Genomic DNA, 13927 nt, shown 5'->3' on the forward strand with positions numbered 1-13927 from the left:
ATTTCACGTCAGTCCTGTCGGAGTTCGGCCTGACGCTTGGTGCCATGACTACGTCTCATGGTGGAAGCGAGTTTCTCCGGATTCTCGATGCGCAATCCGGTCTGGTACGGCAACAGCAACTCTCGTCATTCGGATACAACCGAGGGATGCTGCGGAACTTTCTGGACCGCGGCGAATGGCAGCGCGTTCTACAAGGCGTGTATGCAGTGACCGCTGGCCCGCTCACCAGAGAAATGATCTTGAACGCCGCTTGGCTTTATGGTGGCCCGCAAGCGATTCTGAGCCACGACACTGCAGCTGAGGAATGGGGAATGCGTCGCATCGACGCAGACAAGCCAGTCCATGTCACCGTGCCCTACGGCAAGTCGGCTCGCTGTCAGTCCGCGACAATCCGCCGAGTTCCAGCGCGAACGTCGGGTGCACTTGTCAGAGTGGGTGGCGTGGTTCACCCCGGGGTAGTCGTCCACCGATCCCGAGCCCACCGATACATCGGCGTGCCGTCAGTCATGCCTCGAACGTCGCGGGCGGATACCGCGATTGATCTTGCGACCGCCGAATCCACAGCGCGAAGCGCCTACGTTTCACTCATCACCACGGTGACAAATGCGCGAATTCCGTTGAACGATGTGCGTCGTCGGATTGACGAACGAACACCACATCGATTCAAGGGTGCGCTTTCCGATGCGGTACGCCTCCTGGCAGACGGGGTGCAGTCAACGCTCGAATACCACTATGCGGTCGACGTGGAGCAGGCGCACGGGTTGCCGTCGGCCAGACGCCAGTCTCCGGTCCGCGTCGACGGCCGCACGCTGTACGAGGATTGCGACTACAGCGAATTCGGTGTGCCGCTGATCGTGCGTCTCGACGGTCGGTGGGCGCATTCCATGGCCGAGGTGGCATTCCGTGATCGCCGCCGTGACAATGCGGCAGAGCTGGCAGGTCGTCCGCGGTTGGTCTACGGATTCGACGAGGTGATGAAGACCCCGTGCCAGGTTGCGCACGAGGTGGAGACGGTCTTGCGGCGGGGAGGCTGGGTGAGGACGCAGTCGGGTGCCTGAGGCACCTGTGCGCCTTTTTGGTAGTGCCGACTACCAAAAAGGCGCACAGGGGCTTTGCCCCTAGGCCTTCCACCACGGGCGAAGCGGCACATGCGCCTCACCCTTGGGGCCGAGCTTGACGGCCAGAACCTGGTGCAGCTGAACGACATTGCGCTCGAACCCGAGTCGTGAGCCGGCCATGTACAGGCCCCAGACGCGGGCGGTTCCTTCGCCGACCTCGGCGACGCAGGCGTCCCAGTTGTCGACGAGATTCTGGCACCATCCGGCGAGCGTCAGTGCGTAGTGCTCGCGAAGGTTCTCTTCGTGACGCACCTCGAGGCCGACGTTCTGGATCTCGGAGATGATGCGACCCGAACCGGTGAGCTCCCCGTCGGGGAAGACGTACCGGTCGATGAATCCGCCTGCCTTGGCGCTGCTTCGGTTGTCCGGACGGGTGATGCAGTGGTTGAGCAGACGCCCACCCTCACGCAGCTTGCCCTTGAGGAACTCGAAGTACGCCGGGTAGTTTCCGACGCCGATGTGCTCGGTCAGGCCGATGGAGGACACTGCATCGAATCCGGTCTCGGCCACGTCGCGGTAGTCGGAGAAACGGACCTGGGCGAGATCGGCGAGGCCCTCGTCCTCGATGGCCTTCTGTGCCCAATCCGCTTGCTCGCGAGAGAGAGTCACGCCGATCACCTTGACACCGCGCCTGGCCGCGTAGCGGACCATCGAGCCCCAGCCGCAGCCGATGTCGAGAAGTCGATCACCCTTCTGGAGTCCGAGCTTCTCGAACACCAGGCGGTACTTGTTCTCCTGGGCTTCTTCGAGCGTCTGTTCCGCATTGTCGTAAGCGGCACAGGTGTACGTCATGGACGGGCCGAGGACGTACTCGTAGAAGGTGTTGGAGACGTCGTAGTGGTGATGGATGACTTCGGCGTCACGAGTCTTGGAGTGACGCAGTCCTTCTGCGACGCGACGCCAGCGAGGGAGATGTTCCTGGGGCGGCGGGGCGATGGGCCGCAACAGATCCCAGCCCAGGGAGCGCGTGATGCTGGCGAGCGTCAGTGCGGACGGGCGCTTGAGGTGGAGTTCGTCACCCATGATGCGCAGGATCTCGTACGGATCACCGGGGTGGACGCCCTCGGCTTCGAGATCGCCGGAGACGTACGCGCGGGCCATGCCGAGGTCACCGGGAGCTGTTGCGAGATAAGTGGTTCCGCGAGTCGACTTGAGGTGCAGTCCGTAGTCGGCATCTTCGGGGCCGGCGGTGCTGCCGTCGTACGCGGTGAATCGAAGCGGCAGCATGCCGTCGGAAAGCGTCTCGAGAATCTCGGCAATAGAGAGCTTGTCCTGGCTTTTGGAGTCTTTGAACGTGGTCATTTACGTTGCACCGCCTTAGAGAATAGATCCAATAAACGGGATTTCGGGTCGTAGCGTTCCTTGAGTCCGATGTACCGGTCGCCGCCGTAGTACAGCTCCTCGAAGTCTTCCTTCGAGTAGTAGGAGTCGGAGTAGAGCGATTTGTGTCCGTCGAAATCGCTGACCTTTTCTTCGATCAGTCGATTTGCTGCCCCCTCGCGCTCACCGGGAACGATCGGCACCGAAGACCAGAAGCCGATGTTGACGTAGGTGCGCTTGGGTTCGAGGGGGTAGAGGGGCCACGGCCGTGATGCAGAAGCGGCGGCAGGGCTTGGCTCGCGAAGACGCAACGGGCACAACCACAGTGGTTCGATCGGGATTTCCTCGAGGAACCACGAGACGAAGTCCGCGGTTCGTTCGATGGGTACCTCGACGTCCTGGACGACGCGTTCGCGCGGGGGCTTGCCCTTGCGCTTTTCGAGGCGATCTCCGATGTCGTACTTGTGGTCGAGGGCGATCAGCTTCCAGTAGAAGCTGCTGCGCAGGTACTGCTTGGGCCAGAAGCGCCGGATCTTCGGGTTCTGTGCACCGAAAGCTCGTGAGCACCAGAACCAGTCGGTGTCCCAGCGCCACAGGTAGTCGCGAATGGTCAAGCGATCCGTCTTGGGCTGGGTGAGTGACGAATGCTGGATCGACCGGTAGAAGATGTCCTGGTCGGTGTAATCGCTGACCGGGCCTTCCTCGTCGGTTTGCACGCCGAGTGTGAGGTAGCTCTCGGAATCGGTGAAGACCACCCCGTCGAGATAGTCGACGGCGATCCCGTCGTACTCGCGTTCGGTGACGATGCGATCCATCGTTTCTTCGAGCTTCTTCAACGAATCGAAGCGCACGTGGCGCAAGGCGACGTACTTCTTGACGGGTTCGAGTGCGATCTTCAATCGCGTCGAATAGCCAAGGGTGCCGTAGGAATTGGGGAAACCGAAGAACAGTTCGGCGTGTTCGCCGTCCGGTGTTGCGGTGATGATCTCGCCGCTTCCGGTCAGTACGTCGATTTCGAGTACCGACTCGTGCGGCAGGCCGTTGCGGAACGAGGTGGACTCGATGCCCAGGCCGGTCACCGCACCGCCCAGGGTGATGGTCTTGAGTTGAGGCACGACCAGGGGCGCCAGCCCGTAGGGCAGCGTCGCGTCGACGAGGTCCTCGTACGTGCACATGCCGGCGACGTCGGCTGTGCGCGCCTGCGCATCGACGGCGATGACACCTGCCAGACCGCTGACGTCGAGGCCGGGGGCCGACGTCTTGGCGCGAGCGCGGAACAGATTGGATGTCTTCTTTGCCAGGCGTACAGAAGCATCGGCGGGAATGGCGCGGTATGACGCGAGTAGGCGTTCGACGCCTTCTCTGTGCTGCTCGAACCCCATTTCACGCGCAGCATCGGAACCCGGGCCTTGCTTTGTCCGGATTCGATCTAACTTCTGAACTACCCCATTGAACGAGAGAGTCACACCCTGACGCTATCGGTAGTTGCGTGTGCAAGCTATCCGGAGGGGTATTAATGCCCGAATTTGATCGAGTTGTTGCAATCGAACTCGGTAAATGCTCCGAGTGGTGAACCAGCTCACACGGAATGGGTAGATCGTCGAGATACCCGGGCGCAGCAGGCAGTATGGAAAGGAATATCTGCGCAGTTCGAGGTGCGGATTCGGGTAGTCATTCGCGGTATCGAGCCGCGTTGGTCGAGCAAGGAGACGTAGGGCATATGGGTCAGGTCAATGCAATGAGTTCGACAGTCGTCACAGCAGCACCCGACAAGGTGCTCGCGGCGCTCTCGGACTACGAGACGGTTCGCCCGCGAATCCTGTCCGAGCAGTACCTCGACTACAAGGTCGTCGAAGGTGGCCAGGGTGACGGAACCGTCGCGCAGTGGACGCTCAAGGCGACGGAAAAGCGCTCGCGCAACGTCAAGGCGACAGTGACGGTCGACGGCAACGTCATCACCGAGAAGGACGCGAACTCCAGCCTCGTCACCACCTGGACCGTTGCCCCCAACGGCACCGGAACGACGGTGACGACGCTCACCCAGTGGCAGGGTGCCACCGGTATCGGCGGCTTCTTCGAGCGCACGTTCGCTCCGAAGGGTCTGCAGCGCATCCAGGCCCAGGTCCTGGACAACCTCAAGCGCGAACTCGTCTAACCGATCCTGCATCACCGAGATGGCGTCGTACCTTCACCGGTACGGCGCCTTCTTTCATGGGCCGGTAATGATCCGTCCGAATTCGGTGAGTGCGGGGTTTCCGCTTTCCCAGTAATCGCTGTGAACTCCGAACCCAGGCTCCCCGGGAGATCCGGTGAATACCTGCGCGCCGAATTCCGGATCCGACGGGTCGAACCCGTGGACTCCGAGGATCTTGGGGATCAATTGGACCGGATCCCAGAAGGCCGTCGTCGAATGAACATGGCGAGCCATCTCGGCCGAGTCGACGCCGTCCAGGCTCAGTTCGTTCACGCGCTCGGCATCGACGCCGGGGCTTGCGACAAAAACCAGTTCGTCGACGTCGAGGGAAGCGCCACGGGTAGTCGCAGCACCGATGACGGTGCTGCCGTAGGAATGACCGATCACCACGTTGTGCGAAGGCGGACCGTCATGCGAGGTTCGTAACCCGTCCTGGAAGCTGTCGAGCCTCGGCGCTGCGGAGGTGGCGTACCGATCCGAGGCTGCGTCGGGAATGCCTGGGGGAGCGTCGTATCCGGACCACAGGATCACTGATGTGGCTTCCGTTGGCGCCGCCCTGACCGCCGCGTCGTACATGGCCTTGGTTCGTTGCAGGTCTCCGCCGACGCCCGACAGCCCGGAGCCGGTTCCGGGAACCAGTGTTGCGACGTTGCCGGCGGCATCGGGATTACCGACTGCCACGACGGCATGCCCATCCGTGACCGAGAGAAGGAACGTGTCCGGTCGAAGTTCGCCGCGCACGGCCGTGTATCCGGCAGCTACCGTTCGATCCGGCAACTGCTCGAGCGCAGAGAGGTACCGCCGGTTGTAGTAGTCCCGGTCGAGAGCGGGAAGGCCGTCGCGGCTACCGATGGACGGATCCCACCTCGCCAACGCGTCTTTCTCGTTGGGCGTGAGCAATTCCCAGAGTCGGTGTAGCTCCGTGGGTGTCCCGGGGAGTGTCGACCTCCCGTCGAGGATGTCGACGACAGTGCGGTCGAGGCGATCAGGCTGATTGCCAAGGAGTGATCCGATCTCTCGGAATGCCGCACGCAGAGCAGTCGCGGCCCGGTTGTCTTCGTCGTCGAGTGCCGTCAATGCAGTGGAGATCTTCTGCTGAAAAACCTGTGCAGCCGTGGCGTTTTCGGAATCTTGCATGGCGTCGGCCAGATTCCATGGCTGCTTCGTCTCAGGTGCCGATACCGCTCCACTGTCTGACACCGTCAAGCCGTGTTCGAGAGTCGCCTCCTCGACCAGGTCCAGAACTGATTTTCGCGCCGCACCGATCGTATTGGCCGCTCCGCCATACAGATCCGCAACTACGCGAACTGCAATCGACAGCCGCGACGAGGAAAGCGAGATACCAGACCACTGCACTGCCGCCGCGCTCGACGCTTGTCCCTGCCAGAATTCGCGGACGGCGTCGATGCTGCGTCCGGCGTCATTGCCGAGGACTTCGATCTGCCGGTCGATGTCGATCAATTCCGAAGCGCTTGTGCGCAATTTCTCCGGTGACCATGTTCGAAGCTGAGAGACGGTGGGCTGCATCAGTAGGCTCCGCGCAGTTCGGACACCACTTCGCCCTCGGCAGCGTCGTACAGACGTGCTGCGGCAGCGGTTCCCGACGCCATGAGTCCCAATTGCGTAGCCAGGTACCGGTACGCGTCGGCGATGACGCCGGCATTCCCAGTCGACACAGCCGCGACAGCGGACGAGTTCAGGGCCGCCGCGGCTTCGAAAATCGGGCCGGCGGAATCGATCCCCGAGATCTGATCCGCGATTCGAGACAGATCAGCCGAAAGTTGCTGCAGAGCAGCGAAATCTACCTGAAGTATCGGCCCCATGGCAGAACCGTATCCAGGTGAGCGGGCTACCTCGGCGGTGCCGACATACCTGTGGACAAGTGGAATTTCTCCACAGAAGACAGGTCAGGGGGTTGTGAGGAAGGCCGTGACTCCGCTGGTGACGGCGGACGCATATTCCTGCTGACCGTCCGGGCTCGTCATGCGCGCTGCCTCGTCGGCATTTCGCATGTTGCCGAGTTCGACCAGAATCGACGGCCGCTGCGACAGATTGAGTCCCGTCAGATCGGCGCGTGGTGCCAGCCCGTCGTCACCGATGTAGGTCGACGGGGTGAGTCCGGCTGTGACGAGTGAGTCGCGCATGGTTTCGGCAAAGGTGACGGACGGGCCGGCCTGCACCGCGTTCAGCGGGGGCGCGGAGTAGCAGACGTGGAAGCCCTCGGCTCCGGCTGCTGCGCCGTCCGCGTGAATGCTCACCACTACGTCGGCGCCGGAGGAATTGGCAGCTTCGGCGCGTGCGTCGACGCAAGATCCGACGCTGATGTCGTCCGGTCGACTCAGGACCACTGTGGCGCCTTGGCCTTCGAGTTCGCTCTTGACCAGGCTCGCGACTTCCCAGTTGAAGGTGTGCTCGGGGAACCCGGCATCGGTGTTGGTGCCGGTGGTCTGGCAGTTCTTGGTGCCGCCGCGGCCCGTGGGGACCTGGGTGTTGATGCTGTCGTCGTTCGCCCCGCTGTGCCCGGGATCGAGGAAGACGACCTTGCCGGTGAGCGCAGCGGGGACGTCAGCGGCGACAGTGCTCAGCGGAGACACCTCGACCGAAGTCGTGGCCTCGGCAGTCTCGGTCGGAATCGTGCACGCAGCGCTCAGAAGCCCGGCCCCGACCACGGCGATCAGGGCAGTGGAGCGGAACACACGAGATGCCATGTTTGACCCTCTTGACGGTTTTACGGTGTCTGACTGGTTCCGGCGCACCCGCTCACGGTAGCGCGCACCGACTACGCTGGTGGGGATAACTCTGTAGAAAGGACCGCTCGTGCAACCAGGTGGAGCACCCGACATGTCTGCTCTGTTGGCTCAGGCTCAGCAGATGCAGCAGCAATTGATGGCGGCGCAGCAGGAAATGGCTCAGGCCGAAGTGACCGGTCAGGCCGGTGGCGGACTGGTTGTCGCCACGGTCAAGGGCACCGGCGAGGTTGTCGGTCTGCAGATCGATCCCAAGGTCGTCGACCCCGAAGATGTCGAGACGCTGCAGGATCTGGTGATCGGCGCGATCGAGGACGCTTCGCGTAAGGCACAGGAAGTCGCTGCTGAGAAGCTCGGCCCGTTGGCCGGCGGACTCGGCGGAGGCCTTCCCGGTCTCCCCGGCTTCTAGAAACGAGAACGCGTGTACGAAGGTCCGGTTCAGGATCTGATCGACGAACTCGGGAAGCTTCCCGGAGTCGGGCCGAAGAGCGCTCAACGCATCGCTTTTCACCTGCTCTCCGTGGAGCCTCCCGAGATCGACCGTTTGAAAAATGCATTGCAGCGCATCCGTGACGGCGTTCAGTTCTGCACGGTGTGCGGAACTGTCTCCGATCAGGAGAAGTGCCGCATCTGCGCCGACGCACGTCGCGATCGCACGGTGATCTGCGTCGTGGAAGAACCGAAGGACGTTCAGGCCGTCGAGCGCACCCGTGAGTTCAAGGGTCGCTATCACGTGCTCGGCGGTGCGCTCAATCCGCTCTCGGGGATCGGGCCTGACCAGTTGCGTATCCGGGAGTTGTTGGCTCGCATCGCAAATCAGGAGGACGGCGTCGACGTGTCCGAGGTCATCATCGCCACCGACCCCAACACGGAGGGTGAGGCGACAGCTACCTATCTCGTTCGCATGATGCGAGACATTCCGGGGCTGACGGTGTCTCGGTTGGCTTCGGGTCTTCCGATGGGTGGCGATCTCGAATTCGCAGACGAGTTGACGCTGGGTCGGGCATTGTCCGGCCGTCGTGAATTGTCGCGGAACGCTTGATGAGCGGCACGGAGCAAGGTCAGCAGGTGCGTCGTACGTCCGAGCAGACGCGTGCGCAGATCATCGCGTCGGCCGGGAAAGCATTCGCGACTCGGCCGTACCGCGAAATCACGCTCAAGGACATCGCCGAAGACGCAGGCGTCAGCGCACCGCTGATCATCAAGTACTTCGGTTCCAAAGAGCAGTTGTACGACGAGTTGGTCGACTTCCGGGCAGCGGCGGTCACGGTCTTCGACGCCCCGAACGACTCGCTCGGCGAGCGCATGGTCTCGCTGTTCACCAAGCCGTTGGAGTCGTACAAGCCGCTGTCCATGAGCTTGTTGTTCATGAGCGGCGTCAGTGAAGAGAGCAACCGCAAGCTGCGCGAGAACTATTCGACGCAGATGATCGACACCCTCGCCGCTCGCCTGTCCGGCCCCGACGCGAGATTGCGCGCGGAACTGGCGATGTCGATGGTGGTCGGAGTGGCGATCATGCGCCGACGGATGATGGCCGGCCATGCCACCGGCACCCAGGACGAGGTGGTTGCGCTGTACGCACCGCTGGTGCAAAAGCTGCTCGACGGGTGAGCGACGTCACAATTCTTGCTAGGTAAATATCCGTTCACCTAATGTGGGTGAACGGATATTTACCTAGTGAGAACAGGCGGTGTGGGGTGACGACGCTCGACCGTCCGCCGGGCACGCCTGCAGTCACCACCTCCGATGCGGGACTCGCGCAGCCGCGCTCCCGCTTCCTGTTCCCCATCGTTGTCGCCGCCGCAGTGTTCCAGGCTGTTCTGCAGACGGTCATCGTTCCACTGCTGCCGGAGTTGCCGCACTTCACCGGCGCTGGACGCACGGCCGTGTCCTGGCTGGTGACCGTCACGCTGCTGGTCGGCGCTGTCGTCACTCCCATCTTCGGTCGACTCGCCGACATGTTCGGCAAGAAGAAGATGCTTCTGGTTGCTTTCTCGATGATGACTCTCGGCTCGATGTTGTGTGCGCTGTCGTCGGACATCGCTGTACTCATCTTCGCGAGAGCGTTGCAGGGGGCCGGGTCGGCAGTCATCCCCATCGGAATCTCCATGCTGCGAGACGAATTGCCACGGAACAAGGTCAACGGCGCAGTGGCCATGATGAGTTCGACGCTCGGCGTCGGAACCGCTTTGGGCATACCGTTTTCCGCGATGATCGCGCAGTACTCGAATTGGCACGTCCTGTTCTGGGTAACCACCGCCATCGGGCTGTCCGTGACTCTTGCTGCGGTGCTGTTCATTCGAGAGTCCGAGCCGAATCCGTCGGGAAGATTCGACGGCGTCGGGGCGGTTGGTCTGAGCGCCGCGATGATTGCTCTGCTTGTGCCGATCACTCAGGGGTCGAGTTGGGGGTGGACCAGTGGAGCGGTGATCTCCATGCTGGCCGCGTCGGCGGTGCTGTTCGCGCTCTGGGTAATTCAACAGCGGCGCAACGTCAATCCGCTGGTCGACGTCCGTGCTCTCGTGAAACGTGCGGTGTTGATCCCGCATCTGGCGGCTCTGCTGGTCGGGTTCGCGTTTTTCGGGAACACGCTGATCACGACACAACTGCTGCAGGGGATGAAGGGGCCGGGTGCCGGGTACGGCCTGTCGATCATCGCGGCAGCGCTCTGCCAGATTCCGGCGAGTATCGCGATGGTGCTGTTCTCACCGGTTGCGGTGCGTATCACCGACCGCTTCGGTTCACGGACCGCGATGTTGACCGGCGCCGTGTTCCTCGCCGGCGGGTACGGGATTCACGCCGTTGCCGGTAAGCCACTGTGGGGGGTGGTTGCAGCACTGGGTATCACAGCGGTCGGGACTGCCATCGTGTACAGCACGCTCTCGCTGCTGATTCTGGTTGCCGTACCTCGTCAGCGACTGGCGGCCGCCAACGGGGTGAACTCACTTCTGCGGACGTCCGGAAGCACGATCTGCAGTGCGACGGTGGCAACCATTCTCGCTGCATTCGTGATCAGCGGTTCGGAACATTCCACGTCGTGGACCGGATTCTCCGTCGCCTACCTGGTGTGCGCGGGCTGCGCGGTGGTCGTGTTCGCGGTGTCGATCCTGTTGCCGCAGGGACGAACCCCGAAACATCTGGATTTGCCGGATCTGGTCAGGCGACCCTGAATCCCGAGAGGAAGAGCGTGATCATCAGATCCGCGAACTCGTCGGTGGTGTACTTCTGGCGATCCGGCCAATGCGTTGTCGACCACAAGGTGTCTCGTACCGATCGATAGAAAATTTCCGGTGCCACGTCTTTGCGGAAGATTCCCTGATCGACGCCTTCGGCAATCGCTTTCATCCAATGCTCGCGGACTTGGCGGGAAGGCCCGTCGACGGATTGCAGGAGATCGTTGTCGCGAAGATAAGCCCGATCGTTCTGGTAGATCGCCGTCGGGTGCGGGTGTAGTTCGATGACGACCAGCGTCTCGCGGATCAAGCCGCGCAGGACTTCCTCGGGGTCGTTTGCCGTCTTCTCCACCTGATCGAAGCGGAGCTGAATGTCGGTGATGAAGCCGCGCATGAGCTCGGCAACTATCGCATTCTTCGACTTGAAGTAGTGGTAGAGGCTGCCCGAGAACACACCGGCGGCGTCGCCGATCTCGCGAACGGTCGTGGTGGCGACACCCTTCCTGGCAAACAGCTCGGCTGAGCTCTCCAGGATCTTCTCCCGACGATCTGGTGATGCCACTGAAATCTCCACTGGTTGTCGGTCCTGCTCAGGGCAGGGTTTCGGGGGTGCCGGGCTGCCGGCGTCGAACGTAGCGCAATCCTGCCCGATAGCTCCGGCTCGAACCAATTCGTCGGTGAGATCGCGTGTTTCCACTTCCGGATTCCTATGCTAGCTTCAAAATCAAGCGCTTGCTCAACTTTCGTTCACGGAGGATTTCAGTGCAGAGCCTGCAGACGCAGTTTCCGAATTTCATCGGCGCAGAGGCCGAACCACCCCGCGTCGCCCGCTACGCCGTCAACGAGGCGATGATCCGCAACTGGGTCGAGGCGCACGACGACCGCAACCCGATCTACGTCGACGCCGAAGCCGCTCGCAGTACCGGTCGTCGAGACGTCGTCTGTCCGCCCGCCATGATCTCGACCTGGGTGATGGCGGGTTACCGACGTTATAGGCAGGTCCAGCAACTTCGTGCCGACGGAGTCTCCGAGGACTTCGCCTATTCACGACTGCTGGCGCTGTTGGACGAGGCCGGATACACCTCCGTTGTCGCGACCAACGTCGAGCAGGAGTATTGCGCGGAGCTGAGCCCCGGTGACCACGTCACCGCGCATTTCACCATCGAAGCGATCTCGCCGTTCAAACAGACGGCTCTCGGTCACGGGTGCTTCATCACTCTGTTCAAGAAGTACGTGGACCAGGACGGAAAGACGCTGGTCGAAGAGCGCTTTCGACTGCTCAGATTCAAACCAGATGCCCAGACAGATACCAAGCCCGAAGCCCAGGAGGTAATCGCATGAGCGAGACTGGCTCCCGCCACACCGCGGTGCCGAGACTCACCGTCACCGACGACAACGATTTCTTCTTCTCCGCGGCCAAAGAGGGTCGCCTCGAGATCCAACGGTGTGCGGATTGCAAGACTCTGCGCCACCCGCCAGCGCCCGCCTGCCCGGAATGCCGCTCGTTCAGTTGGGACACAGTCGAATCCACGCGGCGATGCACGTTGCACAGCTTCACGGTCATCCATCACCCGAAGGATCCTGCTTTCGAGTACCCACTCGCCGTCGGACTCGTCGATCTCGAAGAAGGCACGCGTCTGGTTGCCGACATCGCGGGGATCGATCACGAGGAACTCGACTTCGGCTTGGAACTCGAAGTGACCTTCTCCGAGCACGCTCACGGCGAGATGCTGCCGCAACTGAGGCGACGGGGTTCGGTGCAATGACGAAACTGATTGACTGCGAGATGGGTTCGGTCCTCCCCAGCCTCGAATTGCCGTTGGATCGAACGCTGATCGTCGCCACTGCGATCTCTTCTCAGGATTTCGAGGACGTGCATCACGATCCGGGCAAGGCCCAGGATCGCGGAACTCCCGACATCTTCATGAGCATCAACACCACCAACGGGCTCATCGACCGCTATATCACCGACTGGTCCGGCCCGGCATCACGGATCGTCAAAACATCACTACGGCTTGGTGTTCCGAACTATCCCGGAGACACCATGACATTCACCGGCGAGGTCACCGCCACAGACGGCCGGGCGCTCACCGTGACGGTTCTCGGGAAAAACGCCCGTGGAACACACGTGACGGCCGACGTGACTCTCGAACCGGTGGAAAGGGTAATCGCATGACACGAGGATTTTCGAGGCAAGCAGCCATCGCCGGAATCGGCGCAACCGAGTTCTCCAAGAACTCCGGCCGTAGCGAATGGCAGTTGGCGTGCGAATCCGTGATCGCCGCACTCGACGACGCTCACATCGAGGCAGAAGAGGTGAACGGATTTGCGCTGTTCACCATGGAGAACAATCCCGAGATTGCGGTCGCACGCGCCCTCGGGATCCCGGAATTGACGTTCTTCAGCCGAATTCCACACGGCGGCGGCGGTGCCTGCGCACCGGTTCAACAAGCAGCGCTTGCCGTCTCCAGCGGAGTTGCCGACGTTGTGGTCGTCTACCGTGCCTTCAACGAAAGATCAGGTCACCGATTCGGCGCCGGCCCGCCACCTTTTGCGTACAACGCGTCGACGGACCAGGAGTATCGGAACTGGATCAACCCGTACGGGCTTCTGACCCCGGCGCAGCAGGAAGCCTTCCTCGCCAAGCTGTACATGCACAAGTACGGGGCAACAAGCGCCGACTTCGGCCAGATCTCGGTCCTCTCACGCAAGCATGCGGCGAACAACCCCAAGGCCTGGTTCTACGAACGCCCGATCACTATCGAGGACCATCAGAACTCACGCATGATCGCCGATCCCATCCGCCTGCTCGACTGCTGCCAGGAAAGTGACGGCGGACAGGCGCTGGTCATCGTCAGTGCGGAGCGCGCCCGCGACCTGCCGCACAAACCTGCGGTCATCAGTGGCGCTGCGCAAGGTGTAGGTCCGCAACAGATTTCGATGAGCAGCTACTACCGCGACGACATCGACAGCATGCCGGAAGTCGAACTCGTGGCGCGCCAACTGTGGGACCAGGCCGGTATCGGGCCGGACGACATCGATGCCGCAATTCTCTACGACGCTTTCACCCCGATGGTTCTGCTTCAACTCGAGGAGTACGGATTCTGCGGTCGGGGCGAGGCAAAAGACTTCATCGCCGACGGCAATCTCGAGCTGGACGGTCGCCTGCCGATCAACACCCACGGCGGTCAACTCGGTGAGGGATACATCCACGGCGTCAACGGTATTGCCGAAGGTGTTCGCCTGATCCGCGGCACCTCCACCAATCAACCGACCAAAACTCTGGACAACGTGCTCGTGACCGGCGGCTCTCCCGTCCCGCACAGTGCGCTCGTCCTCTCGGCAGATCGCTGAATCTGCCGCCTATTCGAGAAA

At 62.0% G+C, this 13927-nt stretch carries 16 protein-coding genes; 10 read left to right on the forward strand and 6 right to left on the reverse strand.

The window, feature by feature from the left end:
- The first annotated feature begins 44 nt into the window (after nt 1-44).
- On the forward strand, nt 45-1058 hold the full coding sequence (locus ABH939_RS26175; RefSeq protein ID WP_404650372.1) for a type IV toxin-antitoxin system AbiEi family antitoxin domain-containing protein: 1014 nt from the start codon (nt 45-47) through the stop codon (nt 1056-1058).
- 60 nt (nt 1059-1118) lie between these two features.
- Here ABH939_RS26175 and ABH939_RS26180 read toward each other — a convergent pair whose 3' ends face one another.
- Entirely contained in the window at nt 1119-2420 is a 1302-nt protein-coding gene (locus tag ABH939_RS26180; protein ID WP_003943932.1) for a class I SAM-dependent methyltransferase, read from the reverse strand.
- The gene (locus ABH939_RS26185; protein WP_007731548.1) at nt 2417-3820 is read right to left on the reverse strand and encodes an FAD-binding oxidoreductase; all 1404 of its coding nucleotides are present in this window, start codon (nt 3818-3820) and stop codon (nt 2417-2419) included. Before ABH939_RS26185 ends, ABH939_RS26180 begins: the two co-directional genes overlap by 4 nt.
- Before the next feature lie 338 nt (nt 3821-4158).
- On the opposite strand from ABH939_RS26185, the gene ABH939_RS26190 reads away from it, so the two are divergent.
- The gene (locus tag ABH939_RS26190) at nt 4159-4593 is read left to right on the forward strand and encodes an SRPBCC family protein (protein ID WP_003943959.1); all 435 of its coding nucleotides are present in this window, start codon (nt 4159-4161) and stop codon (nt 4591-4593) included.
- Nucleotides 4594-4647: 54 nt separating this feature from the next.
- Here the strand turns inward: ABH939_RS26190 and ABH939_RS26195 are convergent, their stop codons facing one another.
- The 3 genes from ABH939_RS26195 to ABH939_RS26205 form a co-directional block, all read right to left on the reverse strand.
- Nucleotides 4648-6159, reverse strand: a complete 1512-nt coding sequence (locus tag ABH939_RS26195) for an alpha/beta hydrolase (RefSeq protein ID WP_404650373.1) — start codon at nt 6157-6159, stop codon at nt 4648-4650.
- On the reverse strand, nt 6159-6455 hold the full coding sequence (locus ABH939_RS26200) for a hypothetical protein (protein WP_020905903.1): 297 nt from the start codon (nt 6453-6455) through the stop codon (nt 6159-6161). The genes ABH939_RS26195 and ABH939_RS26200 overlap by 1 nt, the downstream gene beginning before the upstream one ends.
- A gap of 84 nt (nt 6456-6539) precedes the next feature.
- Nucleotides 6540-7340 (reverse strand): Rv3717 family N-acetylmuramoyl-L-alanine amidase, encoded by an 801-nt coding sequence (locus ABH939_RS26205; protein WP_003943843.1) that lies wholly within the window; start codon nt 7338-7340, stop codon nt 6540-6542.
- A gap of 109 nt (nt 7341-7449) precedes the next feature.
- Between ABH939_RS26205 and ABH939_RS26210 the strand changes: the two genes are divergently transcribed.
- From ABH939_RS26210 to ABH939_RS26225, 4 genes are read left to right on the forward strand one after another with little or no spacing between them, the layout of a single operon-like run.
- A complete protein-coding gene (locus tag ABH939_RS26210; protein WP_003943929.1) occupies nt 7450-7788 on the forward strand; it encodes a YbaB/EbfC family nucleoid-associated protein in 339 nt (112 codons plus the stop codon).
- 12 nt (nt 7789-7800) lie between these two features.
- A complete protein-coding gene (gene recR / locus ABH939_RS26215) occupies nt 7801-8421 on the forward strand; it encodes a recombination mediator RecR (RefSeq protein ID WP_003943917.1) in 621 nt (206 codons plus the stop codon).
- Nucleotides 8421-8990 carry a TetR/AcrR family transcriptional regulator gene (locus ABH939_RS26220; protein ID WP_007731538.1) on the forward strand — a complete coding sequence of 190 codons (570 nt, stop codon included), beginning with the start codon at nt 8421-8423 and terminating at the stop codon, nt 8988-8990. The genes recR and ABH939_RS26220 overlap by 1 nt, the downstream gene beginning before the upstream one ends.
- 41 nt (nt 8991-9031) lie before the next feature.
- Nucleotides 9032-10549: an MFS transporter gene (locus tag ABH939_RS26225; RefSeq protein WP_404650374.1), complete on the forward strand. Its 1518-nt coding sequence runs from the start codon at nt 9032-9034 to the stop codon at nt 10547-10549.
- Here ABH939_RS26225 and ABH939_RS26230 read toward each other — a convergent pair.
- The gene (locus tag ABH939_RS26230; RefSeq protein ID WP_175280092.1) at nt 10536-11249 is read right to left on the reverse strand and encodes a TetR/AcrR family transcriptional regulator; all 714 of its coding nucleotides are present in this window, start codon (nt 11247-11249) and stop codon (nt 10536-10538) included. The two genes, ABH939_RS26225 and ABH939_RS26230, sit on opposite strands and share 14 nt — an antisense overlap.
- 65 nt (nt 11250-11314) lie before the next feature.
- Here ABH939_RS26230 and ABH939_RS26235 point away from each other — a divergent pair, with 65 nt between their 5' ends.
- Genes ABH939_RS26235 through ABH939_RS26250 form a run of 4 tightly spaced genes read left to right on the forward strand, consistent with a single transcriptional unit; the run spans nt 11315 to nt 13906 of the window.
- A complete protein-coding gene (locus ABH939_RS26235; protein ID WP_214924896.1) occupies nt 11315-11893 on the forward strand; it encodes a MaoC family dehydratase N-terminal domain-containing protein in 579 nt (192 codons plus the stop codon).
- Entirely contained in the window at nt 11890-12318 is a 429-nt protein-coding gene (locus ABH939_RS26240; protein WP_311094254.1) for an OB-fold domain-containing protein, read from the forward strand. Before ABH939_RS26235 ends, ABH939_RS26240 begins: the two co-directional genes overlap by 4 nt.
- Nucleotides 12315-12728: an acyl dehydratase gene (locus ABH939_RS26245; protein ID WP_311094255.1), complete on the forward strand. Its 414-nt coding sequence runs from the start codon at nt 12315-12317 to the stop codon at nt 12726-12728. The genes ABH939_RS26240 and ABH939_RS26245 overlap by 4 nt, the downstream gene beginning before the upstream one ends.
- Nucleotides 12725-13906 (forward strand): lipid-transfer protein, encoded by a 1182-nt coding sequence (locus ABH939_RS26250; protein WP_030535711.1) that lies wholly within the window; start codon nt 12725-12727, stop codon nt 13904-13906. The genes ABH939_RS26245 and ABH939_RS26250 overlap by 4 nt, the downstream gene beginning before the upstream one ends.
- Nucleotides 13907-13927: the final 21 nt, after the last annotated feature.

The sequence above is a fragment of the Rhodococcus sp. 27YEA6 genome (assembly GCF_044908235.1).
Classification (GTDB): Bacteria; Actinomycetota; Actinomycetes; order Mycobacteriales; family Mycobacteriaceae; genus Rhodococcus_F; species Rhodococcus_F qingshengii.

Bases quoted from the DNA above. Each gene is read 5' to 3' on its own strand.
- ABH939_RS26175 (WP_404650372.1), top strand. From the start codon at position 45: ATGACTACGTCTCATGGTGGAAGCGAGTTTCTCCGGATTCTCGATGCG.
- ABH939_RS26180 (WP_003943932.1), bottom strand. From the start codon at position 2,420: ATGACCACGTTCAAAGACTCCAAAAGCCAGGACAAGCTCTCTATTGCC.
- ABH939_RS26185 (WP_007731548.1), bottom strand. From the start codon at position 3,820: ATGGGGTTCGAGCAGCACAGAGAAGGCGTCGAACGCCTACTCGCGTCA.
- ABH939_RS26190 (WP_003943959.1), top strand. From the start codon at position 4,159: ATGGGTCAGGTCAATGCAATGAGTTCGACAGTCGTCACAGCAGCACCC.
- ABH939_RS26195 (WP_404650373.1), bottom strand. From the start codon at position 6,159: ATGCAGCCCACCGTCTCTCAGCTTCGAACATGGTCACCGGAGAAATTG.
- ABH939_RS26200 (WP_020905903.1), bottom strand. From the start codon at position 6,455: ATGGGGCCGATACTTCAGGTAGATTTCGCTGCTCTGCAGCAACTTTCG.
- ABH939_RS26205 (WP_003943843.1), bottom strand. From the start codon at position 7,340: ATGGCATCTCGTGTGTTCCGCTCCACTGCCCTGATCGCCGTGGTCGGG.
- ABH939_RS26220 (WP_007731538.1), top strand. From the start codon at position 8,421: ATGAGCGGCACGGAGCAAGGTCAGCAGGTGCGTCGTACGTCCGAGCAG.
- ABH939_RS26225 (WP_404650374.1), top strand. From the start codon at position 9,032: ATGTGGGTGAACGGATATTTACCTAGTGAGAACAGGCGGTGTGGGGTG.
- ABH939_RS26240 (WP_311094254.1), top strand. From the start codon at position 11,890: ATGAGCGAGACTGGCTCCCGCCACACCGCGGTGCCGAGACTCACCGTC.
- ABH939_RS26245 (WP_311094255.1), top strand. From the start codon at position 12,315: ATGACGAAACTGATTGACTGCGAGATGGGTTCGGTCCTCCCCAGCCTC.
- ABH939_RS26250 (WP_030535711.1), top strand. From the start codon at position 12,725: ATGACACGAGGATTTTCGAGGCAAGCAGCCATCGCCGGAATCGGCGCA.